Source organism: uncultured Rikenella sp. (assembly GCF_947628055.1).
In the GTDB taxonomy this organism is placed as follows: Bacteria; Bacteroidota; Bacteroidia; order Bacteroidales; family Rikenellaceae; genus Rikenella.
This window is the reverse complement of record NZ_CANQYJ010000005.1, coordinates 14,890-40,782: the sequence shown is the minus strand read 5'-3', so window position 1 is coordinate 40,782 and position 25,893 is coordinate 14,890. Positions and strand designations below refer to the sequence as shown.

Sequence of the window (25,893 nt, the reverse complement as noted above, 5' to 3'; positions counted from 1 at the left end):
TCCCGGCCCAAGAGAATCGAAGACAAGGGTACCCGGCAGGCTCAAGAGATGCGCAAGCATCTCAAAAAGTTTGGCTTCGCCTTCCTCCTGACGCCTCGGCCATTCGAGCAAGCTCGATGGCTCTCGGCTGTTGCGTCGGTTTTCTGGTTCTCTTTGTTCACAACCGACGCTGCCAGCGAGAGCAGAGCGGGCTTGCACGCTTTGCCGAGCGGCGAGGAGGAACCGAGCAGCGTTCCGAGGGCAGAGGCCGCTGGCGGACTATGCCGAGGTAGCGCGAGGAAGCCGGAGGCAAAACAAGCAAAGCGCAGTTAAAGAGAACAGTACCCTCAAACATAGGGTAGCGAAATGAACGAATCATTTTATGACAGACGGATGAGAGAGACCCTTTCGGCCGAAGCTTTTCTCAGCGAAAGCATTCGAGGCATAATGATCGACGTTCGCAGCCCCTCCGAATACCAAGCCGGGCATATTCCCGGCGCCCACAGCCTGCCCCTATTCACAGACGCCGAGCGCGCCGAGGTAGGGACATTGTACACACGCGTCGGGAAGAACGAAGCCATCGAGCGCGGGTTGGCCATCGTCGGCCCGAAAATGGCCCGGTTCGTCCAGACAGCCCGGAAACAAGCTGCCGGGAAGACACTCTACGTTTACTGTTGGCGCGGAGGAATGCGCAGCGGGAGCATGGCCTGGTTATTCCGCACCGCAGGCATGTCCGCCGTAGTGTTGGAAGGCGGCTACCGGGCATACCGGCGGTTGTTTGCCCCCCTGCTGGCAGCCAAGCCCTGGCAATTTTTCATCCTCGGCGGATTTACCGGCTGCGGGAAAAGCGACGTGCTCCGGGCGATGGCCCGCAAAGGAGAGCAAGTGCTCGATTTGGAGGCCTTAGCCAACCACAAAGGCTCCGTTTTCGGCGCCCTGGGACAGGAAGAGCAACCCACCACCGAAGAATTCATCAACCGGATACACGCCAGTTTGCGCCGATTCGACCCCGCGCAGCCCGTTTGGATCGAAGGCGAAAGCCAGACCATCGGTCATGTGGTCGTGCCGGTCGAACTGTACCGGATGATGCAGTCGGCGCCGCTGGTGCTCTTTTCGCTCGATCCGGAAGCCCGGTTGCAGCGGTTGGTGAGAGAATACGGCGCTTTCAGCACCGAAGAGCTGGCAGCAGCCTTCGCCAAGATCGCCAAACGGCTGGGCGACGGCTATCCGCGGGCCTTGCAGAGCCTCGAAGCAGGGGATACGGCAGGCGCGGCGCGAATCGCCATGCACTACTACGACAAGTGCTATACCCGCTCCATCGGGAAAGAAAACCACTCGTTCCGCGAGTTTTTTATGCCGGAAGACGATCCGGAGCGAGCAGCGGAACTGTTGATCGAAAAATTCAGAAAAATAAAATGAAACCCATCGACACACGGGGCCAACTCTGCCCCCAACCGTTGATTATGACCCGGCGGGCGATCGCTCAGGCCGTGCCGGGCGACGAATTTGAAGTGCTGACAGACAACGAGACCGCCTTTTCAAACCTGCGGAGCTACCTCGCCGAATTGGGAATCGAATACCGTACCGAAGGCGATACGATCCGCTTTACTCTGTCCGAAGTGCCGGCAGGAGCCGGGCCGTCGGCTCCGGAGCCGGTATGCGGGACAGCCCGGGAACCTGTCGCCGGTTCGCACGCCGAACGGGGAGACTATTGCGTGGCGGTGACAGCAGACCGCATGGGGCGGGGAAATGACGACCTGGGAAAGATCCTGCTGCGGGCATTTATCAATTCGTTAGGCGAAGCGGAACGGTTGCCGAGCCATATGGTGTTTTACAACAGCGGCATACATGCCGCCCTCGAGGGGAGCGACACGATCCCCGCTTTGCAGGAATTGGAAAAACGCGGGGTGGAAATCCTGGTATGCGGCACCTGCCTGGATTTTTACGGAATGAAAGAGCGGTTAGCGGTGGGACGGGTAAGCAATATGTTCCGCATTACGGAAGTGCTCTCCCAGGCCGGGCATGTGGTCTATCCGTAAGGTTATGCTGAGGAACGGGGAATGAATCTGTATTTCGACAATGCCAGTACCAGTTTTCCCAAGCCGCCGCAGGTCGCGGCGGCGATGGCGCATTTCCTGACGGAGATAGGCGGGACATACGGCCGGGCGGCCTATCCGCGGGTAGTGGACGCCACGCGGATCGTCGAAGAGTGCCGCGATGCCATAGCCGCCGTCATGGGAGTGGGCGATGCTTCCAAAATCGCTTTTACCACCGGGGCGACGATGGCCGTGAATACGATCCTGCGGGGGCTGCCGGATGTCGAGAACGGCCGTGTGCTGGTCTCGCCGCTGGAACACAATGCCGTGATGCGCCCTTTAGTCGCATTGGGGGCTTCGGTCAGTACGCTGCCCGCTTCGTGCGACGGCTGTATCGACGTCGAAAAATTGCCGCTGGTCGATACGAAAGGCGCCGGGTTGGTGATCGTCGATCACCAAAGCAATGTCAACGGCGTGATTCAGCCGATGGAGGCGATCTGCCGCTGGGCGCATGAACGAAATCTGAAAGTGATGGCCGATTGCGCCCAGTCGCTGCCCGGCGCAACGGTGGCGGCGGATGAATGGGGGCTGGACTTCGCGGTTTTCACCGGGCATAAAGGGCTGTTGGGGCCTGCCGGAACGGGCGGATTCTACGCCCGCGAACCGGCAGGCGTCGCACCGTTGATTTACGGCGGCACGGGAAGCCATTCCGACAGTTTCCGGATGCCCGGCCAGTGGCCGGATCGTTTCGAGGCGGGAACGCCGAACTTAGTGGGGCTGGCGGGCTTGGGGGCGGCGTTGGAAAACAGACCGCAGGCGGCTCATTCACGGGCGGAATTTACGGACTTGGCGGCCGCCGTGAGGAAGTTGCCGGGATTCAGGGTCTACGGAGCCTTGTCTGCGTCGGCACAAGGCGAGCTGTTCTCGCTGACGCACGAGCGGCTGGCCCCGTCCGGGCTGGGGGCTTTGCTGTGGGAAGAGTATGGGATAGAGGTGCGGACGGGTCTTCATTGCGCGCCGGCCGCCCACCGGACGATCGGTACCTTTCCTTACGGGACGGTGCGGATCGCCGCGGGGCCGTACCATACATCCGGGGATTTCGACCGGTTGCTGAGGGCGTTGACGGAAATATCGCAAAAACGATGATCGTGCTTTTCAGAAATGCCCGCGAGGTGATCCGGGCCGATGCGGCTGCCTCCCGGGCCGGATTGGAACACCGGGTGAAACCCGTGCCGGAAGAGTATTCCACCGAGTGCGGCATGTGTCTTTATGTGAACGATACGCAGGCGGAACCTTTTAAAGAATTGATGTCGGCGAACGGCATCGAAGCGACTTACCATGAAGAAAAATGAAAATTCAGTTCCGGAGAGCGGCGAGCCTTTCGACCTGCTTTCCACGGTGGAATACGGGGGATGCTCGGCCAAACTTCCGGCGTCGAGACTGGCCGAACTGCTGGGCGGCATCCCGATACCGGGCGATCCGAATGTGATGGTCGACATTTCGACCCACGACGATGCGGGGGTCTATCGCCTGAATGACGACACGGCGCTGATCGTGACGACCGATTTCTTCCCGCCGGTATGCTCCGATCCGTTCGAGTTCGGCCAGATCGCGGCGGCCAATTCGCTGAGCGACGTGTATGCGATGGGGGGACGGCCGCTGTTGGCGCTGAACCTGAACATGTTTCCGGCGGAGAAGATTCCGCTGCGGGTGCTGCGGGAGATACTGCTGGGCGGCCAGAGCAAAATCGACGAGGCGGGGGCGCTGACGATGGGGGGCCACACGATCGATGATTTTCCGCCGAAGTACGGACTGGCCGTAGTCGGGACGGTCGAGCCGTCGCGGTTGGTGACCAACCGCGGGGCGAAGGCGGGGCAGCGGCTGATTCTGACCAAACCGCTGGGAACGGGGGTGATCGTGGCTGCGCGGCGCTTGGGGCTGGCCTCGGACACGGTCTATCGCGGAGCTTTGGAGCAGATGAAGCTGCTGAACCGGGTAGGGGCGGAGGTGATGCGCAAGTACGGGGTGACGGGTGCGACGGACATCACGGGGTTCGGTTTGCTGGGTCATGCGGTGTCGATGGCGGACGCGAGCGGGACTACTTTCCGGTTGCGGGCGGCGATGCTGCCGGCTTTGGCGGGAGTACGGGAGCTGATCGCGGAGGGGTGCCTCCCGGGTGCGGTGTTCCGCAACCGAGAGTATGTGCGTGAGCGGGTGGAACTCGAATGCGATACGGACAGCCGGATGCTGGCTCTCGATGCGCAGACGTCGGGCGGACTGCTGATGGCGGTGGATGCGGACAAGGCGGAGAGTGCTTTGGCCGAACTGAAGGCTTCGGGCGTGCATCCCCGGGCGGCAGTTGTCGGCGAGGTCGTGCCGCGAGGGGACAAGTCGGTGTATCTGGTATCTTGACGACTATGGCGGTATTATGCCGTGTTTTGTATCGGATTTTAAATTTCAGGGTGTTATCCTCCGGAGTGCCGTCGGGTTCAAACGAAACTGCCGGCAGAGTGAACGGTAAATTCAGCGGCCCACTGATCCCGCGCCGATCGGCCGGGATTAGTTATAAAAAGCGACTGGAGCCACGCCATGACGTTGCTTCAGCCCCAATGAGCGGCCGCTGCTGTTTTTCGGCTGCGCGCGGTTCCTGCCCCGGGCTTCCGCGATGCCGGTGCGCGGTCGGGAGGCGACTTGTGGCACGTTGGCAGCGGCGGGTACCATTGGTCTTCGTCAATCCGTGGCGCCAATAGTGTGTACTTGCTTTTCGAGGCTACGGGCTTTAATGCCAGCTACACAGAGTATCGTGCCCACGGTATCCAGGTGCGGTGCCTCCAAGCATTTACCGGCACCCTGATTTTTATTTTCCACATTAAACTTTCGGAGAGCGTTTGGAATTTTCGGATTTAGCATTACCTTTGCAGTGCATTTGAAAAAGGTCCCTTCGTCTATCGGTTAGGACACAAGATTTTCATTCTTGGAAGAGGAGTTCGATTCTCCTAGGGACTACAAATAATTTAACGGCTTCTTCGTACGAAGAAGCCGTTTCGTGTTTTCTGCAAACGGTTTTTTGCAAAACGGGGGGGAAAGACAACGATCGTTCGATCCGGCTATCCGAACAACGCTTTTGCAATCCGTTCCACATTGTCCGCCTTGCCCATCGTGTAAAAATGCAGCGCCGGCACCCCCGCCGCTATCAATTCCCGCCCCTGGGCAATCGCCCACTCGATCCCCACCTCGCGCACAGCCGCATTGTCCTTGCAAGCCTCCACCGCCCGCACCAACTCGTCCGGCAAGTCCACCCCGAAAGTCTGCGGCAGCAGCGACAACTGCGTCCGGGTGGTGAAAGGCTTGATCCCCGCCACGATCGGCACCGTGATCCCCGCCGCCCGGCATGCCTCGACGTAGGCGAAATATTTCGAGTTGTCGAAAAACATCTGCGTCACCACATACTCCGCCCCCGCGTCGATCTTGGCCTTGAGATGCGCGATGTCGGCCGCTAAGTTCGGCGCCTCGGCGTGTTTCTCCGGATAGCCTGCCACGCCCACGCAGAACGAAGTCGGCTTGGCATGTTCCAACTCCGAGTCGAGGTATTCGCCCCGATTCATGGCCATGATCTGCCGCACGAGCTCCACTGCATGCAGGTGTCCGCCCCGGGCCGGCCGAAAAGTGCGCTCCCCCCGGATATGATCCCCCCGCAAGGCCAGCACGTTGTCGATCCCCAGAAAACTGAGGTCGATCAACGCATCCTCGACGTCGAATTTCGAGAACCCGCCGCAGATCAGATGAGGCACCACATCAATACCATAGCGTGCCATAATGGCCGCCGCGATTCCCACCGTCCCCGGCCTCTTGCGCACCACGCGCCGCTCCAACAGGCCGTCCGCCCGTTCGATGAGCTTGATTTCCTCGCGGTGGTAGGTGACGTTGATGTACGAAGGATCGTAAGGGGCCAGCCGCCCGATCGTGTCGAAAACGGTGTCGATATTGTCTCCCTTGAGCGGCGGCAGCAGTTCGAAAGCGAACAGGGTCTTGCCCCGGTTGAGTTTGTCCGTGATTTTCATCGTGTCGGTCGAAAATGTACAGGCAAAATCCGTACTCCCGTTTTTACTGTTCGGCCGAAGCGGCTTCGCCGTTCTGCCGTTCCGCCGCTAAGGCCGCAGCAGCTGCATCCGTATCCGCCGCCACCGTCATATCCGGGGTGTCTTTCAGCAAATCGGCCACGTCTGCATCCCGATCTGCCCCGCCCCGCCGGTTGCCGCCGCGTCCTCCTCCCTCGGCATGACTGCGCTCGTTTTTCGAGAAATGCTGCAACGGGTCGGCTGCTGCCTCGTCGAATACCTGCCGGTTGCGGAAAATGTCGATCGCCTGGTAAATGGCTGCCCGCATCGGCGAAGGGTCGGCCACCATTTTCCCGGCAATATCGAACCCGACCCCGTGTGCCGGCGAAGTCCGCACCACGGACAACCCCGCCGTAAAATTGACCCCGTCTGCAAAAGTCAGTGCCTTGAACGGCGCGAGCCCCTGGTCGTGGTACATCGCGAGCACGGCGTCGAATTTCCGGTATGCCCCGCTGCCGAAGAATCCGTCTGCCGCGAACGGCCCGAAGGCCAGTATATTTTCGTATTTGGCGGACTGGATAGCGGGAATGATGATCTCCTGCTCTTCCGGCCCCAGCAGTCCGTCGTCTCCGGCGTGCGGATTGAGCCCCAGCACGGCGATTTTCGGCCCGACGATGCCGAAATCTCGCTCCAGCGACCGCCTGATCGCCCGGATATGGTTCAAGACGGCTTCTGTGGTAACAGCGCCGGGCACTTTCGCGAGCGGGATGTGCATGGTCACTAACCCGACCTTGAGCACGTCGCTGATCATGAACATCAGCGGCTCGGCATCTCCGAATTCTGCGGCTAAGTATTCCGTATGCCCGATGAATCCGAAATCGTCGCCGGTGGTATTTTTCTTGTTGATCGGACAGGTCACCAGCACGTCGATCTTCCCTGCCTTGAGGTCCCGCACTGCGGCATTCAGCGAGGCGATGGCGTATTGCCCGCTGATGACCGTCGGCTGGCCGGGGTCGATCTTGACGTTTTCGTCGACGCAGACGATCATGTTGGCTCGTTTGGGGTTGGCCTGCGCCGGGTCGGTAATGATGTTGAAACTGAAATTCTCGGCGTCCGATATCATCCCTTTGTAGTATCCGGCCACTTTGGCCGATCCGTACACTACCGGTGTGCAGAGGTCGAAAATCCGCGGATCCAGCAGCGATTTGATGATGATTTCGTAGCTGATTCCGTTGAAATCTCCGTGGGTGATCCCCACTTTTATCTTTTCCATATCTATTGAATCTCTCTGTTTTTTAATCTCTCGTTTATTTTGCATTGTGCCGGAGGGTACTGTTCTCTTTGTGAACAAAGAGAACCAGAAAAACTTTCTGAAGCTGCGCTACTCCTTAGGCTCCGCAGTCCTTTTGCATCGAAACCTTTACTTTGGGCCGGGAGCAAGGGCGCGCAGTAAAACAAAACTCGGTTTAGCGCGCCCTTGCCCCGACCCAAAAGCAACTTCCGAGACAGAGGCGTTCGGCAGACTGAGGTTCGTCGGCAGAGCCTTCGGAAGTTTCTTTGGTTCTTTCTTTTCAAAGAAAGAACGGTTCCATGCGGGTACATACAAATAAACGAGGGGATAAATATCCGGCGACATTTATTACCTTTGGACAAAGTTAAATAAAATCGGGGAACCGAAGATGAAAAAGATGTTTTTGCTCGCGCTGTGCGCGGCAGTACTGCCAGTGTTGGCAGCGGCGCAGGAAACTGCGGTGATCGAAAAATATGCGGATAAAACCATTAACGGCGTGATCGTCGCCGGGGCGTTCGACGTGCAGCTCGCGCAGGCCGACGGCGCCTCGCGCACCGTCGGAGCCAAAGTCGAAATCGAAAAAGAACTGGCAGACAAGCTGGTTTTCGAGCTGACCGACGAAGGCTACGTCCGGCTCACATTCAAGAACGATATGGGCAAATATTTTACCCGGAGCAAGAAAAAGCCGCAGGCATGGGTGACAGTCAGCGACTTGAAATATCTGAACGTGACCGGGGCGAGCCATGTGGTTTGCACAGGCGTGTGCTCCGCGAAAGGCGACCTGCGCATTCTCACTTCGGGGAGCGCATCGGTCAATCTGTTAGAGGTTTCGGCACAGACGCTTCATGTCGATCTGTCGGGGACGTCGGCGTTGAACGATGCCAAACTGACGGTGCAGGAGAAGGCGGAGGTCGTTCTGAGCGGGACTTCCAAAGCGGGCGGCGAATTAAAAGCCGGGACGGCGGTGTGCACGGTGTCGGGTCTGGCGGGGCTTACCCTTTCCGGAAGTGCGGGGGAGGCGGTGCTGGACGTCAGCGGCACGTCATCGGCCGATCTGGAGAATTTCAACATCGGTACGGTGAATGCCAAGGTCTCGGGCATGGGCAAGGTCAAGGCCCATGTGATCGGCGGCGGCACGGCGGAAGTGAGTACGATGGGCTCGTTCCGGTACAAAGGGGCCGGGTTAGTGACGGGCAAGGGGGTGAAACAGCTCGACTGATCGCCTCGTTCGATTGTTTCGGCGAACGGCTTGATTCTCGGAGGGCTTTGGGATTCGCCGTTCAGTTTGCCGAGCGAAAGCGCCCGGGACGGCGTGATTCTGTACGGCTTTGAGGGGACGGCCCAAAGCCGGATTTTTATATCGCATACGATTCATGAAACTGCATATTTCGCCTTGTCCGAACGATACGTTCACTTTCCATGCCATGATACATGCGCTGGTGGACACGGAGGGTCTGGTTTTCGAGCCGGTGTTCGACGATATCGACGTGCTGAACGGGGCCGCTGTCCGTCGTCCGCAGGACGAGGAGGTCATTAAGATCAGTTATGCGGCGTTGCCGGAGGCGGCCGGTCATTTCCGGCTGCTGGAGAGCGGCAGCGCTTTGGGGCATGGCAATGGGCCGCTGTTAGTGAGCCGGCATAAGATATATCCTGACGAACTGTACGATGTGCTGATCGGCATTCCGGGCGAGCTGACCACTGCCAATCGGCTGCTCTCGATCGTTTTTCCGGGGGCAAAGCGGAAGAGGGTCTATCTTTTTTCGGAGATTGCGGGGGCGGTGGCGGATGGGGAACTGGATGCCGGGGTGCTGATCCATGAGGGACGTTTCACTTATGCTTCGCGGGGGTTGAAGCTGGTCGCCGACCTGGGGCGGGAGTGGGAAATGCTTACGGGATTGCCGATCCCGCTGGGCGGTATTTTGCTGAATCGGAAATATTCATCGGAAACGGCGGACCGGGTGGGGCGCATTATCCGGCGGAGCATCGAGTATGCGCAGGGGTATCCGGAGGCTTCGGCGGCGTATGTGCAGGCTCATGCGCAGGAGCTCGATCCGGTGGTGCGGCGCAAGCATATCTCTTATTTCGTGAATGATTATTCTCTCTCTTTGGGCGCCGAGGGGCGCAGGGCGGTGGAACGTCTGACGGGTCTTCCGATCGAGCAGGTGTTCTGAAGAATTTAGGTCTACCTGCCTGGCCGGGGCCGTTGGGGGTGGAGTGGGTTTGCGCGGCTTTAGTTAAGGTAATTACGGTTCCTTGCCTGCGCTTTTATTGGGGCTTGCGTTGCTTTAGTTAAGGTAGTTACAGCCCTTTGTCTGGCCTGAAGACAGTTTCCTCCGGTTGAAGTAATACAAACCCTGGCTGGAGTGCCTAGCGGCACCGCGCCACGCTGAAAAAGGAAAATCGACGGTTTCAACTCGCGTTGAAACCGAACGATTTTCCCGGCGCGCGGAAGTTGTTTGAGGTAGTTCAGATCCAAGCAAAACGAAGTTTTGCAAGCCCACCGCGGGGCCCCAGTGGGGCTTTTGTTGGAGTTTGAGAGGACTTATTTAGACGGGGCCTGCCCGGCCCGAGAGCGATTCCGTACTTTAGGGTAGTTTATCTTGCTGCCGGCAGGCCAATAAAACACCCGAAGGGTGCGGATCGTGTGCCCAGCGGCACCGACACCCACGCGCGACGGATAGAGAAAGAAATCGTTCAAAAGCAGCTTGCGCTTTTGAACAGGATTTCCGCCAGCGCGCGGACAAAGCATGTTCATCCCGGCGCGTGGGCAAAGAATGATTCTGGATAGTATCGGGTCGCCGCCAGCGGAAAGAGCAACGAGCTCCGCCGAAGTTGCCTGCGCCCCGTTATGGCATTTCGCGCAGGCTTCGTCCCGATGTCCTCGTAAAAAACGATGCAAAAAATATCGAAACGACATCCGAAAGTCCCCCTCGCTGCGTCTTATAGACAGAAAAACAAAAAACACATAAAAATATGCACATGAAAAGAATTCTGCTTGGCGCCCTGCTCGCTCTGGGCCTGACGCTCGGAAGCACTTCCGCCTTGCTGGCGGGGAACCCTGCCGATGCGGTTCCGGCTTCTGAACCGGGCGATACGGCTGCTGTGGAGGCGCCGGCCGACACGCTGACGGTACTTGCCGTGCCGGCGCCGACCGTGGCCGCAGCCGACAGCCTGTTGCAGGCGCTCGGCGAACGCCTCGCCGGGGTGGAACAGGCGGTCGGCCAAATGCGCAATATATCCTATTCCCGCTCCGGGCTGGACGGCGACAATATCCAGGTTGTGCTGGTCATGGCAGTGATCGCGGCGGTGGTAGTGCTGACGGTCTTTTTCTCGCTGAAATACCGTTTCCGCAGACACGAAAAAAAATACGAACTGGAGCGGATGCGCATCGAACGCGGCGAACAGCCGGTTTTGACAGCCGCAAAAGAGGAACTTCCGGTGACCACGTTTATCCGCCGTTTGCTGATCTTCGCCATCGTCGGATTCACCTTTCTGGCCTGGGTGGGGGTTGTCAACCTGAGCTATATGCGGTTTTTCTCGGCCATCCTGTTGTGGGCATTGATCGCCGGCGTTGGGTACGCGGTGGTCTATTTGTTCCGCCAGTACGTGCAGCGTCGTGACGACAACCGATAAATACGGTTCCGTCGGGGAGCTGCTGTTGGTGCAGCGGGTCAAACGCTCGGGCGACCGCGCTGCTTTCGGGAGGTTAGTCGAACGGTATCAGTCTCCCCTGAGGCGCTATCTGCTCCACCTGACGGCGGGCGACCGGTTCCGGGCCGACGATTTGGCGCAGGAGACGTTTATCAAAGCGTTCACCTCGATCCGCCAATTCTCGGGCTTGGGATCGTTCCGCGCGTGGCTGTTCCGCATCGCTTACCGCACTTTCCTCGACAGCTGCCGCAGCCTCAGACCGGCGCAGGAGTTGGACAAAGTCACCGCAGGGTGCGAAATGTCGGTCGAAAATACGATCTTGCAGAACGCTTTGGCCTGTTTAGACGATACGGAGCGCAACGTGATTCTGCTGTCGGCGGTTGAGCGTCTCTCGCACAGCCAGATCGCGCAGGTGGCGGACATGCCGATAGGGACGGTCAAGAGCGTGGTGGCGCGGGCGAAGGCCAAACTGAGGAAGTACCTGAAAAATGAAGAGCTATGAAACGAAACCTGATACAGAATGATCCGCTGGAACGGCTGTTTGCCGCAGCGCGGGAGCAGCATGTGTCGGACGGGGGATTTACGGAGCGGGTCGTGGGGCGTATCGAGCCGGTTCCGCCGTCGCGGAACTTGTACCGGATTCCGACTCTCGCTACGGCTTTCGCTTCGGTGCTGCTGATCGTCTGGGTGGCCCTGTGGGGGGAAAACTTCATCGGCTTTGCCGGGCAGTTGGCCGATAACTTGCAGGACAATGGCGTGCGGCTCGTTCCCAAGGCCTGGATCATACCGCACACGTCAACCCGAACTTCCGAACATGCGGATAATTAAATTCTGGCTGATCGGAGCTGCCGCAACGATTACGGCGGTTCCTGCCTGTTCCGGAAACTCTCGGACGATGTCTGGCACTTCTGTTTTCTGCGACCTTTGGCCACACGGGCCGCAACCTCCCGCAGCGGAGACCCGGGGCCGATCGGCAGGCAAAATCTTTAAACCGCCGAGGCGATGATATATTTTTCCAATTTCCCGTCCGAAACGTATATCTCCTCCCACGAAGCGCCGTCCGGCAAATCGAAAGCCACGCACGCCGCATCCCCTTTGCGCATGCAATACTCCCCCGCCATCGACCCCGTCAGTACGGCCAGCAACTCCGATACCGCCGGATTATGGCCGACAACCATTGCACAAGAAATATCGTCCGGTAAAGAACGGATCAGGATATGGAGATAATCGTTCGGACCGCCGCGATATAACTCCTCCACCCGGGAGAGCGCGCTTTCAGGCAAAGCAAAAGTCTCCGCATGGATAGAGGCCGTCTCCCACGCCCGGGGCGCTGCACTGGCAACGATCCGCTGCGGCACTGTTCCTTCCGGCCGGGATGCCAGCCTCTGCGAAACGGCCCGCACCCGCGATGCACCCTCCGCCGTGAGCCTCCGTGCAAAATCGCTCCCCGCTTCATAGGAAGATTGAGCCGCCCCGTGGCGGACGATATAAAGCCGTTTCATCAGGTGTCGTAAAGATTATAGCATCCCCGTCTGTTGGAACGCATCGGACAGCCCCAGAAGATGCAACCTGAGCATATTCAAGGCATGGGTCGCCGCCCGCTCGATATTCTGCTCCCGCAGTTCGCTGAACCGCATCTGCCGGGCAAAAGTCTCCGTTCCGTTATCGGAAGTCCGCCACGCGATGGCCATCCATACCGTCCCCACCGGTTTTTCCGGCGTGCCGCCGCCCGGCCCGGCCACTCCCGTCGTCGAAACGGCATAGTCCGCCCCGAAACGGGTCAAAGCCCCCGCCGCCATCTGTCGCGCCACCGGCTCGCTCACCGCCCCGAACTGCTCGATATCCGGCATAGATACCCCCAGCACCTGTGCTTTCGCCTCGTTGCTGTAAGAAGTCACTCCGCCGAGATAGTACTGCGATGCCCCCGCCATCGCCGTAATACGGGCCGAAATCGAACCGCCGGTGCACGATTCCGCCACGGCCAAAGTCTGGCCGCGTTCCAAAAGGATCGACGCCACCGCAGCCTCTACGCTCGCCGGCTCGAAACCCAGCATATAAGGCGCAATATATTCCCTCAGTCCGGCGAACCGGCTTTCGATCTCTTTTGCGGCGGAATCCGCCTCCACGTCATAAGCCGACAGCCGCAGCCTGATCCCCCGCGCGTTAGGCAGGTAGGCCAGATGCAGCCACTCCGGCAGCGCCTCCTCCCACGGGGCGATAGCCAAAGCCAAAGCCGACTCGGCCAATCCGAACGTAATCATCGTCCGGTGAACCACCGACCGCAAAGCGAAATGCGACTTGACAAGAGGGATAACCTGCTCTGTGACAAGCTGTTTCATCTCGAACGGCACGCCCGGCAGAGAAAAAAGCAATTTCTCCCGCCCCGGAGCCGAACCCGGTCTGACGAACATCATCCCCGGAGCTGTCCCCACCCGGTTCGGCAACACGGTGGCGCCGTCCGGCACCAGCGCCTGCGCCTGATTCAGGTCGTTGAACGCCAGTCCCCGCTCCGCTGTCATTCGCCGCACATGTTCAAAGACGCTCTGGTCGCGCCGCATGACGCCGCCGGAAAAAAGGTCTGCCAACGTTTTCTTCGTAATATCATCCTGAGTAGGCCCCAGGCCGCCTGTCATGATGACCGCGTCGGCCCTCGACAGCGCGGTCTCCACGGCTTCCCGAATGTCCGAGGCCGCATCGTGCACCGAGACGATTCGATCCACCTGGGCCCCAACATGGCCCAACTCCCGACCGAGCCAGGCCGAATTGGTGTCGACCACCTGCCCGATCAGCAGCTCGTCACCCACCGTAATCAATTCAACGCTAACCATATCCGTTACGATTTGGACCGGCCCGCCAATCGTTTGCAAATCCGTTTCACGAAGCCGGGCCCTTCATAGATAAAACCCGAATAGACTTGCACCAGCGAGGCTCCCGCCTCCAGCATCGCCTCGGCATCCTCTACCGACATGATTCCGCCCACTCCGATAACGGGCAGCTTCCCTTCGGTCTTTTCGCAGATATAGCGCACCATTTCCCTCGACCGCCGGGTCAGCGGTCCTCCGCTCAATCCTCCTTTGCCGATGGCCATAACCCGCGCCGGATCGGTTTCCAGCCCTTCGCGCGAGGTGGTGGTGTTGGTCGCTACGATACCGTCGATCTTCGACTCCCGGGCCACCTCGATCATCTGGTCGACCTGCTCGTCTGTCAGATCGGGCGAGATTTTCAGCAGGATCGGCCGGTAATCGCTCTGCCCCTGCCTGAACTCTTTCAAAGGTTCGAGAATGGCAACGGTAGACTCCTTGCTCTGCAAAGCCGTCAGGCACGCCACGTTCGGACAGCTGACGTTCACCACGAAATAGTCCACATAGTCGTACAGCGCCCGGAAAGCCTTGAGATAGTCGCTCGGCGCCTGTTCGTTCGGGGTCAGGGTGTTTTTGCCGATATTTCCCCCGACGATCAGCCCCGGCTTGCGGCGCCGGAGGCTTTTCACCGCATTCTGTACTCCGCGGTTGTTGAACCCCATGCGGTTGACGATCGCCCGGTCTTTCGGCAGCCGGAAACAGCGGGGCTTCGGGTTCCCGTTCTGGGCTTTCGGCGTCACCGTACCGATCTCGACGAACCCGAATCCCAGCGCGCCCAGCATATCGTACACCTCGGCGTCCTTGTCGAAACCGGCTGCCAGCCCCACCGGGTTCGGGAATTTCAATCCCAAAACTTCCCGCTCCAGTTCCGGCGAACGGTGCACGAAAACCGCCCGCATGATGCTCCGCGCAAACGGCACGTAATGCAGCACGCGAAGCAGCCGCACGGTCAGGCGGTGTATGGTCTCGGGCTGGAGCTTGAACAGAAGGGGTCTGAAAAGTTTATACATGAGATAATCGTAAATCTGGCGCAAAGGTACTATAAAATTCAGGTTTTTGTCCGGGTGCCTGAAGCTGCCCGCGGGGCGGAGCCGGGGATGATGCTCCTAAAAGAACTCTTCCCGGAAGCGGTAATCGCCGCGCAGTTCCTCGAACCGCTCGGGCGCACTCCTCAACGCCGCATCGTCCGACAATATATTGTAATATCGAGGCATCTCTGTCCGGATCGCGTCCCACGACAACCCGATGCGCGGATGCTGTCGGAGGACATGGTCCGGATACCAGTCCTGCGGGATCGGCAGCCGCAAAAACGAGGCCACTGCCCGCACCGACAGCGCCGTGCCCATGGCCTTGCCCTGGAGCGAATAACCGGCGATATGCGGCGTAGCGACGGCTGTCAGCTCCAAAAGTTCCCGGTCGATATGCGGTTCGCCGTTCCAAACGTCGATTGCGGCGCGGGACACTGCCCCACTCCGTATCGCTTCTTTCAAGGCTCGTTCGTCCACCACTTCTCCGCGCGAACTGTTCAGAAACACCAGTCCCGGTCTGGCTGCCGCAAAAAAGCTTTCCGAAGCCATGCCTCGCGTCGTCTCGTCCAGCAGCACGTGCATCGTCACCGCATCTGCCTGCCGGAGCAGTTCGGGCAACGGGACGAAATCTTCCGTCCCTTTTTCGCAGCGGCTCCGACGCGGCGGGTCGCAGCAGACGACCCGGAATCCGGCTGCCGCAGCCGCCTCCCGCACGGCATTTCCCACATTCCCCACGCCGATAATGCCCAATGTCGTGCCCTGCGGCTGAACGCCTGTCGCCAGAAGTGCGGCGAATACCCATTGCAGGACGCCCCGCGCGTTGCATCCCGCCGCCGTCGCTACCCGGATGCCCCGTTTCCGGCAATAATCCAGGTCGATATGGTCGTAACCGATGGTCGCCGTGGCGATCATCCGCACGGCGCTTCCGTCCAGAAGCGCTGCGCCGCACCGGGTGCGGGTGCGGACGATCAGAATGTCCGCCTGCTGCACTTCTGCCGCGTCTATCTCCGTTCCGGGCCTGTACAGCACCTCGGCGTATGGCTCGAACACTCCCCGGATGAAGGGGATTTTGTCATCTATCACGATTCTCATGAACTCAAATGTACGATTTTTCCCCGTTCGGCGTCTTTCGTGCCGGACTGGAGGCCGTTTTTGTAATCTTTCTTCCGACAAAAGCTGTCCAAGATACAAACCGGGACGATACAATTACGTATCTTAGCAGGCGTTATGACGCATGATATTTTCGGTGCCGCACAAAAACTGGCGGCACAAGCGACCGAGTGGCGGCGCGAGATACACCGGAATGCCGAACTTTCATTCGAGGAACATCGGACGTCGGCCTTTATCCGGGGAATATTAGATAAATACGGTATCCCTTACGAACGGGTCGCCGGAACGGGCGTATTGGCCCGCATCGACGGACGGGTAGCCGACCCGAAGCACCCGGTGGTGCTGCGGGCGGACATGGATGCGCTCCCCATCACCGAAACGACCGGACTGGATTTCGCATGTACGACGGGTGCGATGCATGCCTGCGGGCACGATATGCACACGGCAGCTCTGCTCGGGGCGCTGATCTTATTGCAGGAGCGGAGCGAGGCGTTCGACGGGACGGTGCTGGGCCTTTTCCAGCCGGGCGAGGAGCTTTGGCCGGGCGGAGCTTCAGTGGTGCTGAAAGAGGGGGTGTTCGACGGCTTGGAACCGCGGGCGTTCGTGGGGGGGCATGTGTCGCCGGAGCTGAAGGTGGGACAGATCGGGGTGCGCAGCGGCACGTTCATGGCTTCGACGGACGAGATCCACATCACGGTGAACGGGCGGGGGGGGCACGGCGCACTGCCCCATCTGCTGCGGGATCCGGTGCTGGCGGCGGCGGCGATGATCGTGGCGATGCAGCAGATCGTGAGCCGGAACAATTATGCTTTCACGCCGTCGGTGCTGTCGTTCGGGCGGGTCATCGCGGACGGGGCGACCAATATCATTCCGGACCGGGTCGAGATGGAGGGGACGTTCCGGACGATGGATGAGGGGTGGCGGACGGAGGCGCACCGGCGTATCCGCGAGGTGGCGGAACAGACGGCGGCGGCTTACGGCTGCGCGGCGGAGGTGGAACTGTCGGTGGGATACCCGTGCGTGCTGAACGACGAACGGCTGACGGAGGTAGCCCGACGGGTGATTGCGGATACTTTCGGCGAGGCTGCGCGGACGGATATTCCGAGGCGCATGACGGCTGAGGATTTCGGCTTTTATTCGGTGCGCTATCCGTCGGTCTTTTTCCGCTGGGGCGTGGAATGCGAGGTGCCGCTCCATAATGCGGCGTTCGTGGCGGACGAACGTGCGATTCCTTACGGGGTGGCTATGCTGGCGGCTATGGCGCTGAAAATCTTGCAGGCTGGGGAGTGATGTCGCTTGCGGCTCGAAATCGCACAAGGCTGTTTCCTTTGATCGGGAAGCAGCCTTGTCTGTTCCGGACGGGTCGAATCGGCGCGGAGAATGCGGCTCGGATGACGACCGGAGCTGACTGTCACCGCGGAAACCGATGGGCCAAACAAAAACGTCCGACCTTCCGAATCGGAAGGCCGGACGTTTCATTCAAAACCCATGTGTCGTCTACTCTTCGATAATCACCCGGAAACCGACGTTGCGCACCGCCTGCCACGGCAGGAAATGGCGCCGGCTCGACAAGCTCGCGTTCTTCGTCCGGTCGATCCACGATCCGCCGCGAACCACTTTTTCCGCATTGGAAACCTGGGTCGCATCGGCTTTGGCACTGTACGGATACGGACGGTAGTCCGACCGCGTCCACTCGGCCACATTCCCCTGCATATCGTACAGCCCCCACGCATTCGGCTTGTAGGTTCCGCTCTTGCCGAGCAGCATATTGCCGTCGTCCACCGACGCATCTTTCGGCAAGAAATCCCAGTACTTGAAAATCCGGCTGTTCGGGTTCATCGGCTGCGGGTCGACGCCACTCACGGCCATCTTCTGCAACTGTTTGTCGGCCAGATTTTCATACGGCGAGAAGTCGGTATCGACACCCCACCAGTTGTCCCCGTCGGAACCGGCGCGGGCAGCCCATTCCCACTGTGCCTCCGTCGGCAGGGTGATCTTCAATCCGGTCTGTTCGCTGAGTTTGCGGCAGTATTCCATCGCCTGTTCCCAGCTCACGCGGATCGCCGGCCGCCAGTCTTCGTTCACCAAGTAGTTCGGCCCGGTGTGGTCTTTCCAGTGCTGACCGAGCAGGCGGTTGTCATGTTCCGGATACAAAGCGCGGAATTGTTCGTTGCTCACTTCGATCTCGCCCATCCAGAACGGTTTTTCGACTTTCACTTTCGTTTTCGGTGCGGCAATGCCTTTGTCCGCTCCCATCACGAATGTCCCCGCCGGAATCCGCACGAAATTCATCGTAATCCCCGGTGCTATCTCGACGCTCCGCCGTGCCGCCGCATCGTCCCCCACCATCGCCTTCGCCGCATCGGCCGAGAAGGGCCATCCTTTTACCTTGATATTCTTCACCTTAGGCTCAGCCACAGGTTCCGGCATCACCGGCTCCGGCTTGGGCTGCTTTTCGAGATAGGCCGCGTAGTCGCGGATCTCTTTCTGCCAGTCCACTGCCATCCCGTTGGCATATTTGTCTGCCAGCTCTTTCCGCCGCTGAACCTGGTCGTATCCGTGCTGCCCGACTTTCAACTCGCGCACGTTGAAGAACTGGCTGTGGTACGGGGCGTTGAAGTCGATCCAGTTATACAAGGTCTTCCACTCCTTGTCCGTGAGCTTCACCCCATGATGCCCGTTCTGGAGCATCTGCACCATTTCGCTGTTCGATGCGTTGAATTCGTACGGCACTAAGACATACATATCGGCTTCCGGCCCCTGGCGGTAGAAGTAGGGGTGGAAATCGAGGTAGCTGTCGCTGAACCGATAGAGGTTGTTATACCGTCCGCCGGTGAAGTTCTTGCCGCCGGCTGCATTTTCGTTGTTGTGGCAGGCCACGCAAGCCCGATCCAGAATCGGCTGGATTTCGAGTTCAAAGGTAAACGGCCGCACACCGCCCTCCGGTATCTCGATTTTCGAGGCGGTTTTCTTCGAGGCGATGGTTCGCTTCGGTATCGGCATCAGGTTCTGGTCTTCATGGCAGCCGACGCACGATACGGTCTCGCCCGGCATGCCGACGAACCAGCTGCGCATCCACTGTATTGCGCGCCCCAGCGAGTCGAGCGGCTGCAGCGAGATCGGGGTATTGGCCGGAATGGTGAAGATCGCCGACCCGTCGGCCTCTACGGGCACTTCACCCAGCAGCCGCTTGATGTCCCAGCCGGACTGAATCCCTTGTGCGGCATGGTTCGACGGCGAATTGCGATAGGCGTATTCATAGGTCAAGATACGCAATTTCTTGACCGTCCCGCGCGGAACGCCGGGCAATCCCTCTCCTTCGTAAATGTCCTGGATGAAGACGGTCGCTTCTTTGCTTTTTTCATTGACTTTGTCGGGAATGATCGGCGGGGTCACTTTTTTCACCACCGGAATGGCGTTGATGTACCCTTCCCCTTCTCCCTCGACGAGCAGGGTCACGTTGTCGTAAATGTCCACTAAATAAATCCCCCACAACGAGTTGGGCGTCAATTTCGCCGTCACGAGGAAGTATTTGTCGCTCAGCGGCTGCGGCTTGAGGAACTGGGGCCATACGCCGTTGACCATTTCGTCTTTGATGATCGGTTCGATCGGACGGCTGCTGAACGGGATCTCCTGCACCATCCCTTTCTCTTCCTTGCGCGACTTGGCGGGGTCGAAGATGATCAACCGCCCCGACCGCGCGATCCCGTGGTGTCCGGAAATAATCCCGATGAATGCGCTCGATCCGCCGGGCAGCGGCTGCATATCAAAAGTCGAGTTCGGAAAATACGAGCCGCTCCCGTACAAGTTTTTGTTTTCCGTCCCGTCCGGGTTCATGTGCATCACGAACCGCGAGAAGTAGTGGATCAAGTCGGTGTATTCCCACCGGGTGTACATCACGCGGCCGTTGTTCATCACTGTCGCGTTCCAGTTGTTGTCCTGGTCGAAGGTCAGTCTCCGCAAATATCCTGTCTTCGGGTCGTACAGCGCGAAGTTCCCCACGGCATCCGCCCCGTCTACGCACGGCACGCCATGATACCCCAATGTAGTGTTGATGATCAGCCGCCCGTCCGGCAGGTATGCCCCGTCCGCAAATTCGACGTCCGGCTCCGGAATGGCTGCGGTGATATTCTTAAAGCCCGTCCCGTCGGTCTTGATTTCGAATACGTGCCACCGCCGCGCGGAGTCCACCGAAGTAAACAGCATGCGATCTGCGTCCCAGTGCATGTGCACGTCGGTCACCGGCGCATCGGTCGCCGGTTTGTAAATAAGCCGTTCCTTGAGCTTGTCCCCCCGCAGGTTCGACAGCTCCACGATCGAAGCGCTGAAGCCGCCGCGCGAGGCGGAATACTGATTCGACCAGTTGTTGGGCTGTGTCCCCAAGGCCGGAGCCATCACATACCGCGCACTCTTTCCGAGGTCGTATTTGGTCACGACGATCTTGTCCACGTCCAGCAGCGGATTGGCCATCAAGATTTCCCGTTTCAATGCCAAGACCTGCGCCGCAGCCTCCATCGCAGCCTTGTCGGCCCGGTAAATGCCGTCGAACCCGCCTGCCGCCAAAGTCTTGAGCTGGGCATAAACCGCGTCGTACTTATTTCCGTCGAATCCGTCCATGGTCTTCATGTCGGCCAATGCCTTGCCGATCGCCGGCACATTCAGCCAGGCCAGTTGATCCTGCAGGTTGAGCACGGCTTCCGCCTGTTCGGTCAGTTCCATGTAGCCCAGGATCCGTTTTTCGACGTCCGGGTTGGCCTCCAATTCTTCGATCCGGGCATTGAAGTAGGCGGGTTTGTCGAGTTGCCCGACTACTTTGGTCGCGGCCGCCCGTTCGAGTGTGGTTCCGGGCGAGGTGAGCCAGTCTGAGATCGGGGCGCCGATAAAGGTCCCGAGCTTTTCCTGCACTTCCGGACATGCCTTGACCAACGCCTCCGCTTCTTTGCGGCCGTTGGTCACCATGATCTTGAAAATAGCGCTCCCGCCGCTCGATCCTTCGTCAATCCCGATCTCGGAGTCGAAGCGGGTGTATTCGCCGTTGAGTTCGTAAGTCAGCAAACTGTTGGCATGGGCGATGATCCCGTGATCGTATTTTTTGTCCCGAATCTGGAGTTTCTTGCCGTCTAAATTCTTATCCGTGCTGGTCCAGTTACCTTGAATCCGCTTCACTTTCGGTTTCATGTCGCCGATCCAGATCGTGGTTCCGTCTTTCTTGGTAAACCGGGCGTCGGCCCACACGGCGTGGTCATAGTCCACCCCATCCGGCGTCCCCCATGTCACCAGCGAGATTTCTTTCAGCCCTGTCAAATCGACAGAGACTTTGCCCGGTGCCGTCCCCCGGCGGTATTCGGTTGAAACATAGGGCAGTCCTTTCGGCGACTCGGCTGCCATTTTCGCTTTGACTGCCAATGCCTGCTGGAGCCAGCTCTGCTGCTGCGCCTTTTTCTTGGCGGGTGCAGCAGCGGCCGGCATGACAGGCGTCGCCGCTGCCTCGCCGATCGAGGCGAAAGGCGCTGCAACGGCCATCATCCAGGCCAGACTTGCTGTGAAAATTGTCTTCTTTATCATCTGTTGTTTGGTGTTAGTATGTGTGTTGTTATTCCGTGAATGGATAAAAAGCCGATATAAAATCTACGCCTCCTCCTTTCACCGGACGTCCGCTGCGCCCGTCGTAAGCCCAGACCACAAGGCCTGCCGAGTCGATCTCGACGAGCTGCGCGGCGGTCTGCCGCTTCGCCGGCAGGTGCCCCTGCCAGTTGGAGATCAGGGTATGTCCGTTGTTCAAACGTTCCGACTGGGCGATAAAGTGCATCGGCACGCCGGAAATCGAGTCGATCCGCTGCACGAGGTTCCCTCCGGCCCGTTCGATCTCGATGGAGCAGTGTCCGTCGCCCAATGCCACGAACAAGTTCCCGTTCGCCAGTTCCTGCACGGAGAAAGGGCTTCCTCCCACATTGTATTCCATCACCAAGGTGGAGTCGTCCTTGATTTCCAGCACTTTGCCGTTGGAAATAATCGGGATCAGGTAGTTTCCGTTCCGCGATTTGGCGACCCTGCGGAATTGGGCATGGGCCGGCTGAATGCCTAAGTCATAGCGCACTTCGCGCCGCACATTCAATCCCGTCGAATCCAGTTCGACGATCCGCGCCGGGGTTCCGCAAATGGCGAGCAGGTAGCCTCCGTCCGGAAGCCGTGTGGCGGTCTGCAGCTCGGCTGTATCCGCCACATCCGTATAATCCCATACGATCGTCCCCCCGCCATTCGTCGAGTCGCGCCGCACGACGCGCGCGCCCCGCCGATAAGACAAGAGCACATCGCCCGTCCCCGGAACAATCTCGACGCTGTTGCATTCCGATCCTTTCGGGAGCCCGTATTTCCACTCGATCGCATCCCCTGCGCTGCGGTTCACCACTGCAATGGTGTCCCAGAACGATCCTGCAATCAATATCTTGTCCTGCGGTGCCGCTGGCTGTGGGCCGCACGATGTCAAGGCTGCCGCAGACACGGCCAGCAGGGCCGCTGCTCCGAAAACGGTATGAATCACTGGTTTCATATCTTCAGGTGGAATTTATTTCGACAAGTCTTTGTACATTTCATATCCTTGCTCCGGCGTCAGTCCGTCGTGCACCACCGCGCTAACCGCCTGGATCATCGCAACCGGACATTTCGACTGGAAGACGTTCCGTCCCATGTCCACCCCCATCGCTCCGTCGTTGATCGCTTTGTAGCACAGTTCGAGCGCTTCCCGTTCTTCGAGTTTCTTGCCGCCGGCGATGACGATCGGCACCTGGCAGGCATTGACCACTTTGGCGAATCCGTCGCAATAGTAGGTCTTCACGATATTGGCCCCATTTTCCGCGCATACCCGCGATGCCAGCCCGAAGTATTTCGAGTCCCGCGCCATATCTTTCCCGACGGCAGTAACCCCCATGGTCGGAATCCCGTATCTGTACCCTGCATCTGCCGTCCGGACAAGATTTTCCACTGTCTTGGCCTCGAATTTGTCGTTCCCCATGGCCACCATCACGGCCATGGCGGAAGCATTGACCCGCACGGCTTCTTCCGGATCGAGCACGCATTCGTTGTTGAGTTCCGTCAGGATCGACGACCCGGCGGAGTAGCGCAGACAAATCCCTTTGTTGAACGTCGGCGGCACCACTGCCCGCAGCGACCCGCGGGTGCACATCAGCGAGTCGGCATATTTGATCAGCGGCACGATGTTCAAGTCGAGCCGTTCCAACCCTGAGGTGGGCCCCATGATATATCCGTGGTCGAATGCGAGCATCACGGTCCGCCCCGTAGCCGGCCGGAATATCCTGGAAAGGCGGTCTTTCATCCCCCAGCCGAGGTGGTCGGCTCCTTTGACGAAGTAGTTCTGGTGGGCTACCGGAATCCCGATGCCGTAGTCTTTGTCCTTGTTCTCAAGGATCCCATCCATATCTGCCATGACTGTATCTGTTTTTCTTGTTTGTTTTAATTAAAAGAATTACACTTATCCGCGTTTGTCTGCGGACGCAGCCTGCGGGGAACGCAACCATCCGCGCAAGCGATTATAGGGTTTCAGGCCTCCGCGGGAAAGGCTGCGGCCCGCAAAAGGACTTAACCATCATCCCGCGAAGCAGGGGAATCGCCCTTCATATTTCGGGCCGACGGCGCGCAAAAAGACGATCGATATAATCCGCGGGATTTATTCCACCGCTGCCGCGAAAGCGCCGAACATGCAAGCCCATGACGATGCCCCGCTATCGGCATGTCCCACCGATTTTTCGCCGTAGTTCCGCGCCCGTCCGAAGTTGGCTTTCATTTGCACGGTTTTGGCTGCTCCGTCCGCTGCCGCATCGGCACCGGCTTTCAAGATCGCCGCCACATCGTCCGAAGCGCATGCTTCGATCGCTTTGACTGCCGGATACAAGGCGTCCATCATGGTCTTGTCCCCCGGCATGGCTTTGGTATTCTTCTGCACTCCCGCCAGACCGCCGCCGAACATCGCTTTCACTTGCTGTGCATCGAGTTCTTTGGCTGCCGCCGGAACCCCGTCGCTCATCCCGAGCAGCAAGCCTCCCAGCAAGGTGGAGGTCGAGCCGCTGGTCTCCATCATCACGCCGAAGCCCATATCTCCTAACAGGGTTTTGAAATCTTTTCCCGCTGCATCCTCTGCATTCGAGACTTTCGCTATGGCGTTCAACGCCGTGACGATCGCCTCTCCGTGATCTCCGTCGCCGATCACGGCGTCGAGTTCGCTGAACTCGCCCGCCCGCGCCGTGACATCTGCCAATGCGCGCTGAATCATCTTCTGGAAATCCGGTACAGTCAGTTTTCCGGTCATATATCTGTTTTTAGTGTTAGTAGTATCCCGTAACAAAAGTGCTTCCTCATTTAACCCCTATGCCCTCTGCCCCCTGTTGGGTCAGGGAACAGAGGGTCTCTCGGGGAAAGACAAAGCCGCCCCACTATGCAAAATCTCGCCCGTAAATCTTACTTCCCGAACCGTTTCCAGTACGGTGCGTCGGATTTGTAATTCTTGAGCAGGTCGAGGTGGTCGTCGTCCAATTTGGCCAGAATCATCTGGAATCCGGCTTGTTCCTGCACGGTGAGCAGCTCGCCGGCATATCCGTCCGCCACGGTAATCCCCGCCGCCGCCAATTTCTTGGCCGCCGCCCGGTAGATGATGAATTGTTCCATCAAGGTCGTGGAGCCTACCCCGTCGATATACAGCAGCACTTTATCCCCCCCCTTCAAATCGAGTTTCTTCATGAGCTGCCCGACCATAAATTCCGCGGTGGCGTCCGCCGAAACGAGCGGTTCATTCCCGCCCTGTCCCGCTTCACCGTGCTGCCCCATCCCGATCTGCATCATCCCTTCCGGCAGTTCGGTAATGGTCGCTCCGTTCTGCGGATGGGTGCATGCCCGCATCGCTACCGCCAGCGTCGCAATCTGTTTGTTGAACCGTTCGCCGATCTCGATCAGTTCGTCCAGCGATTTCCCTTGTTCCGCCGCGGCGCCGAGGATCTTGTACATCGGCACGGCCCCTGCCAATCCCCGCCGATCTTCATCTGCGGCATCCAGCCCGGCTGAAATGTCGTCGTGGGTCATTATGGATTTCACCTTGATCCCTGCCCGTGCCGCGAGCTGCATGGCCATGTTCCCGCTCATCACGTCCCCTGAGTGGTTGAGAATCAAGAGCAAGATTCCGGCGTCCCGCTTGAACATCTGCAAGGCCTGGAACAACCGTTGCGCTCCCGGTGCGGCGAAAATGTCGCCGACCACCGAAGCGTCGAGCATCCCTTCGCCCACGAATCCGCTTACTGCGGGTTCATGCCCGGAGCCTCCGAATGCGATAATGGCCACTTTATCCTCTGATTTAGGTTGGGTCCGCACGACAATATTCTCCGCCCCCAGACGTACCGTATCGCCAAAGGCCATGGTGTACCCTTCCAACAACTCCGCGGTAATGTTCTCTGTCGAGTTGATAAATTTATTCATCTCTGTATCAAAGCTTTTAATCGAGTTATTATTTCACTTGCCACATCAGTTCCACGGCGATCCCTTCTTCTTCGACGAAGGCGATCCAGTTTCCTCCCCCGCAGTCGGTCGGGGGCAGCAGCACGGTCTTCCCGGCCATCTCCGCTTCCGGATCGGTCACCCGGTAGGCCATATGGGTGGTGCTCTGAATCAACTGCGGCATCCACGAGTCGGGGTCGAACCGGAGCCACTCGATGCGGTTCGGGCTTTTTGAAAAATCGGTCAGCCACACTTTCATTCCTTCGTTATACACCTCTCCGGCTTTGGATACGGTGGTCGGTATGCCTACATGGTCGAATGTTCTCATAACTCGGTCTGTGATTTTTTGTTGGGTTAGTTTTTGTTACAAGGCGGAGGACG

The 25,893-nt window shown here is 59.0% G+C and carries 23 protein-coding genes and 1 tRNA gene; 12 read left to right on the top strand and 12 right to left on the bottom strand.

Features of this window, described 5'->3' with window-relative positions:
- The first annotated feature begins 372 nt into the window (after positions 1-372).
- The 6 genes from mnmH to Q0Z93_RS00985 all read left to right on the top strand — a co-directional run bounded on the left by mnmH (position 373) and on the right by Q0Z93_RS00985 (position 5,021).
- On the top strand, positions 373-1,398 hold the full coding sequence (gene mnmH, locus Q0Z93_RS01010) for a tRNA 2-selenouridine(34) synthase MnmH (RefSeq protein WP_298061684.1): 1,026 nt from the start codon (positions 373-375) through the stop codon (positions 1,396-1,398).
- Positions 1,395-2,018 carry a sulfurtransferase-like selenium metabolism protein YedF gene (yedF, locus tag Q0Z93_RS01005; RefSeq protein WP_298061682.1) on the top strand — a complete coding sequence of 208 codons (624 nt, stop codon included), beginning with the start codon at positions 1,395-1,397 and terminating at the stop codon, positions 2,016-2,018. The genes mnmH and yedF overlap by 4 nt, the downstream gene beginning before the upstream one ends.
- 21 nt (positions 2,019-2,039) lie before the next feature.
- Positions 2,040-3,161 (top strand): aminotransferase class V-fold PLP-dependent enzyme, encoded by a 1,122-nt coding sequence (locus Q0Z93_RS01000; RefSeq protein ID WP_298061679.1) that lies wholly within the window; start codon positions 2,040-2,042, stop codon positions 3,159-3,161.
- The gene (locus Q0Z93_RS00995) at positions 3,158-3,367 is read left to right on the top strand and encodes a DUF3343 domain-containing protein (protein WP_298061677.1); all 210 of its coding nucleotides are present in this window, start codon (positions 3,158-3,160) and stop codon (positions 3,365-3,367) included. Before Q0Z93_RS01000 ends, Q0Z93_RS00995 begins: the two co-directional genes overlap by 4 nt.
- On the top strand, positions 3,354-4,427 hold the full coding sequence (gene selD, locus Q0Z93_RS00990; protein WP_298061675.1) for a selenide, water dikinase SelD: 1,074 nt from the start codon (positions 3,354-3,356) through the stop codon (positions 4,425-4,427). The genes Q0Z93_RS00995 and selD overlap by 14 nt, the downstream gene beginning before the upstream one ends.
- A gap of 522 nt (positions 4,428-4,949) precedes the next feature.
- A tRNA-Glu gene (locus Q0Z93_RS00985) sits at positions 4,950-5,021 on the top strand.
- A gap of 101 nt (positions 5,022-5,122) precedes the next feature.
- Here Q0Z93_RS00985 and metF read toward each other — a convergent pair.
- Together metF and pdxA are read right to left on the bottom strand one after the other, a co-directional pair.
- The gene (gene metF, locus Q0Z93_RS00980) at positions 5,123-6,076 is read right to left on the bottom strand and encodes a methylenetetrahydrofolate reductase [NAD(P)H] (RefSeq protein WP_298061673.1); all 954 of its coding nucleotides are present in this window, start codon (positions 6,074-6,076) and stop codon (positions 5,123-5,125) included.
- Between the two features lie 43 nt (positions 6,077-6,119).
- Entirely contained in the window at positions 6,120-7,346 is a 1,227-nt protein-coding gene (gene pdxA, locus Q0Z93_RS00975) for a 4-hydroxythreonine-4-phosphate dehydrogenase PdxA (protein WP_363291334.1), read from the bottom strand.
- A gap of 406 nt (positions 7,347-7,752) precedes the next feature.
- Between pdxA and Q0Z93_RS00970 the strand changes: the two genes are divergently transcribed.
- From Q0Z93_RS00970 to Q0Z93_RS00950, 5 genes are all read left to right on the top strand, one after another.
- Positions 7,753-8,583: a DUF2807 domain-containing protein gene (locus Q0Z93_RS00970; RefSeq protein WP_298061671.1), complete on the top strand. Its 831-nt coding sequence runs from the start codon at positions 7,753-7,755 to the stop codon at positions 8,581-8,583.
- 154 nt (positions 8,584-8,737) lie between these two features.
- Positions 8,738-9,535: a 1,4-dihydroxy-6-naphthoate synthase gene (locus Q0Z93_RS00965; protein ID WP_298061669.1), complete on the top strand. Its 798-nt coding sequence runs from the start codon at positions 8,738-8,740 to the stop codon at positions 9,533-9,535.
- Between the two features lie 802 nt (positions 9,536-10,337).
- A complete protein-coding gene (locus Q0Z93_RS00960) occupies positions 10,338-10,997 on the top strand; it encodes a hypothetical protein (protein ID WP_298061667.1) in 660 nt (219 codons plus the stop codon).
- The gene (locus Q0Z93_RS00955) at positions 10,981-11,517 is read left to right on the top strand and encodes a sigma-70 family RNA polymerase sigma factor (protein ID WP_298061665.1); all 537 of its coding nucleotides are present in this window, start codon (positions 10,981-10,983) and stop codon (positions 11,515-11,517) included. The genes Q0Z93_RS00960 and Q0Z93_RS00955 overlap by 17 nt, the downstream gene beginning before the upstream one ends.
- Positions 11,514-11,843 carry a hypothetical protein gene (locus Q0Z93_RS00950; RefSeq protein WP_298061663.1) on the top strand — a complete coding sequence of 110 codons (330 nt, stop codon included), beginning with the start codon at positions 11,514-11,516 and terminating at the stop codon, positions 11,841-11,843. The genes Q0Z93_RS00955 and Q0Z93_RS00950 overlap by 4 nt, the downstream gene beginning before the upstream one ends.
- A gap of 158 nt (positions 11,844-12,001) precedes the next feature.
- Here Q0Z93_RS00950 and Q0Z93_RS00945 read toward each other — a convergent pair whose 3' ends face one another.
- The 4 genes from Q0Z93_RS00945 to Q0Z93_RS00930 all read right to left on the bottom strand — a co-directional run bounded on the left by Q0Z93_RS00945 (position 12,002) and on the right by Q0Z93_RS00930 (position 15,996).
- Positions 12,002-12,517: a histidine phosphatase family protein gene (locus Q0Z93_RS00945; protein ID WP_298061661.1), complete on the bottom strand. Its 516-nt coding sequence runs from the start codon at positions 12,515-12,517 to the stop codon at positions 12,002-12,004.
- A 15-nt stretch (positions 12,518-12,532) separates the two neighbouring features.
- On the bottom strand, positions 12,533-13,843 hold the full coding sequence (locus Q0Z93_RS00940; protein ID WP_298061659.1) for a CinA family nicotinamide mononucleotide deamidase-related protein: 1,311 nt from the start codon (positions 13,841-13,843) through the stop codon (positions 12,533-12,535).
- 5 nt (positions 13,844-13,848) lie between these two features.
- Positions 13,849-14,886 (bottom strand): quinone-dependent dihydroorotate dehydrogenase, encoded by a 1,038-nt coding sequence (locus Q0Z93_RS00935; protein ID WP_298061657.1) that lies wholly within the window; start codon positions 14,884-14,886, stop codon positions 13,849-13,851.
- A gap of 96 nt (positions 14,887-14,982) precedes the next feature.
- The gene (locus Q0Z93_RS00930) at positions 14,983-15,996 is read right to left on the bottom strand and encodes a 4-phosphoerythronate dehydrogenase (protein ID WP_298061655.1); all 1,014 of its coding nucleotides are present in this window, start codon (positions 15,994-15,996) and stop codon (positions 14,983-14,985) included.
- 135 nt (positions 15,997-16,131) lie between these two features.
- On the opposite strand from Q0Z93_RS00930, the gene Q0Z93_RS00925 reads away from it, so the two are divergent.
- Positions 16,132-17,304: a M20 family metallopeptidase gene (locus Q0Z93_RS00925; RefSeq protein ID WP_298061652.1), complete on the top strand. Its 1,173-nt coding sequence runs from the start codon at positions 16,132-16,134 to the stop codon at positions 17,302-17,304.
- Between the two features lie 207 nt (positions 17,305-17,511).
- Here the strand turns inward: Q0Z93_RS00925 and Q0Z93_RS00920 are convergent, their stop codons facing one another.
- The 6 genes from Q0Z93_RS00920 to Q0Z93_RS00895 all read right to left on the bottom strand — a co-directional run bounded on the left by Q0Z93_RS00920 (position 17,512) and on the right by Q0Z93_RS00895 (position 25,840).
- Positions 17,512-21,579 carry an SUMF1/EgtB/PvdO family nonheme iron enzyme gene (locus Q0Z93_RS00920; RefSeq protein WP_298061650.1) on the bottom strand — a complete coding sequence of 1,356 codons (4,068 nt, stop codon included), beginning with the start codon at positions 21,577-21,579 and terminating at the stop codon, positions 17,512-17,514.
- A gap of 28 nt (positions 21,580-21,607) precedes the next feature.
- Positions 21,608-22,564, bottom strand: coding sequence for a hypothetical protein (locus Q0Z93_RS00915; RefSeq protein ID WP_298061648.1), 957 nt, complete (start codon positions 22,562-22,564; stop codon positions 21,608-21,610).
- 15 nt (positions 22,565-22,579) lie between these two features.
- Positions 22,580-23,458, bottom strand: coding sequence for a 3-hydroxy-5-phosphonooxypentane-2,4-dione thiolase (gene lsrF, locus Q0Z93_RS00910; protein WP_298061646.1), 879 nt, complete (start codon positions 23,456-23,458; stop codon positions 22,580-22,582).
- Positions 23,459-23,698: 240 nt separating this feature from the next.
- Positions 23,699-24,337, bottom strand: a complete 639-nt coding sequence (locus tag Q0Z93_RS00905) for a DAK2 domain-containing protein (protein WP_298061643.1) — start codon at positions 24,335-24,337, stop codon at positions 23,699-23,701.
- Positions 24,338-24,486: 149 nt separating this feature from the next.
- Positions 24,487-25,494 (bottom strand): dihydroxyacetone kinase subunit DhaK, encoded by a 1,008-nt coding sequence (locus tag Q0Z93_RS00900; RefSeq protein WP_298061640.1) that lies wholly within the window; start codon positions 25,492-25,494, stop codon positions 24,487-24,489.
- A gap of 28 nt (positions 25,495-25,522) precedes the next feature.
- Complete coding sequence (locus tag Q0Z93_RS00895; RefSeq protein WP_298061639.1) at positions 25,523-25,840, bottom strand: hypothetical protein; 318 nt, start codon at positions 25,838-25,840, stop codon at positions 25,523-25,525.
- Between the last annotated feature and the right edge of the window lie 53 nt (positions 25,841-25,893).

Excerpts from the sequence above, each read along its gene's own strand:
- mnmH (WP_298061684.1), top strand. The coding sequence starts at position 373 with ATGAGAGAGACCCTTTCGGCCGAAGCTTTTCTCAGCGAAAGCATTCGA.
- yedF (WP_298061682.1), top strand. The coding sequence starts at position 1,395 with ATGAAACCCATCGACACACGGGGCCAACTCTGCCCCCAACCGTTGATT.
- Q0Z93_RS01000 (WP_298061679.1), top strand. The coding sequence starts at position 2,040 with ATGAATCTGTATTTCGACAATGCCAGTACCAGTTTTCCCAAGCCGCCG.
- Q0Z93_RS00995 (WP_298061677.1), top strand. The coding sequence starts at position 3,158 with ATGATCGTGCTTTTCAGAAATGCCCGCGAGGTGATCCGGGCCGATGCG.
- selD (WP_298061675.1), top strand. The coding sequence starts at position 3,354 with ATGAAGAAAAATGAAAATTCAGTTCCGGAGAGCGGCGAGCCTTTCGAC.
- metF (WP_298061673.1), bottom strand. The coding sequence starts at position 6,076 with ATGAAAATCACGGACAAACTCAACCGGGGCAAGACCCTGTTCGCTTTC.
- pdxA (WP_363291334.1), bottom strand. The coding sequence starts at position 7,346 with ATGGAAAAGATAAAAGTGGGGATCACCCACGGAGATTTCAACGGAATC.
- Q0Z93_RS00970 (WP_298061671.1), top strand. The coding sequence starts at position 7,753 with ATGAAAAAGATGTTTTTGCTCGCGCTGTGCGCGGCAGTACTGCCAGTG.
- Q0Z93_RS00965 (WP_298061669.1), top strand. The coding sequence starts at position 8,738 with ATGAAACTGCATATTTCGCCTTGTCCGAACGATACGTTCACTTTCCAT.
- Q0Z93_RS00960 (WP_298061667.1), top strand. The coding sequence starts at position 10,338 with ATGCACATGAAAAGAATTCTGCTTGGCGCCCTGCTCGCTCTGGGCCTG.
- Q0Z93_RS00950 (WP_298061663.1), top strand. The coding sequence starts at position 11,514 with ATGAAACGAAACCTGATACAGAATGATCCGCTGGAACGGCTGTTTGCC.
- Q0Z93_RS00945 (WP_298061661.1), bottom strand. The coding sequence starts at position 12,517 with ATGAAACGGCTTTATATCGTCCGCCACGGGGCGGCTCAATCTTCCTAT.
- Q0Z93_RS00940 (WP_298061659.1), bottom strand. The coding sequence starts at position 13,843 with ATGGTTAGCGTTGAATTGATTACGGTGGGTGACGAGCTGCTGATCGGG.
- Q0Z93_RS00935 (WP_298061657.1), bottom strand. The coding sequence starts at position 14,886 with ATGTATAAACTTTTCAGACCCCTTCTGTTCAAGCTCCAGCCCGAGACC.
- Q0Z93_RS00930 (WP_298061655.1), bottom strand. The coding sequence starts at position 15,996 with ATGAGAATCGTGATAGATGACAAAATCCCCTTCATCCGGGGAGTGTTC.
- Q0Z93_RS00925 (WP_298061652.1), top strand. The coding sequence starts at position 16,132 with ATGACGCATGATATTTTCGGTGCCGCACAAAAACTGGCGGCACAAGCG.
- Q0Z93_RS00920 (WP_298061650.1), bottom strand. The coding sequence starts at position 21,579 with ATGATAAAGAAGACAATTTTCACAGCAAGTCTGGCCTGGATGATGGCC.
- Q0Z93_RS00915 (WP_298061648.1), bottom strand. The coding sequence starts at position 22,564 with ATGAAACCAGTGATTCATACCGTTTTCGGAGCAGCGGCCCTGCTGGCC.
- lsrF (WP_298061646.1), bottom strand. The coding sequence starts at position 23,458 with ATGGCAGATATGGATGGGATCCTTGAGAACAAGGACAAAGACTACGGC.
- Q0Z93_RS00905 (WP_298061643.1), bottom strand. The coding sequence starts at position 24,337 with ATGACCGGAAAACTGACTGTACCGGATTTCCAGAAGATGATTCAGCGC.
- Q0Z93_RS00900 (WP_298061640.1), bottom strand. The coding sequence starts at position 25,494 with ATGAATAAATTTATCAACTCGACAGAGAACATTACCGCGGAGTTGTTG.
- Q0Z93_RS00895 (WP_298061639.1), bottom strand. The coding sequence starts at position 25,840 with ATGAGAACATTCGACCATGTAGGCATACCGACCACCGTATCCAAAGCC.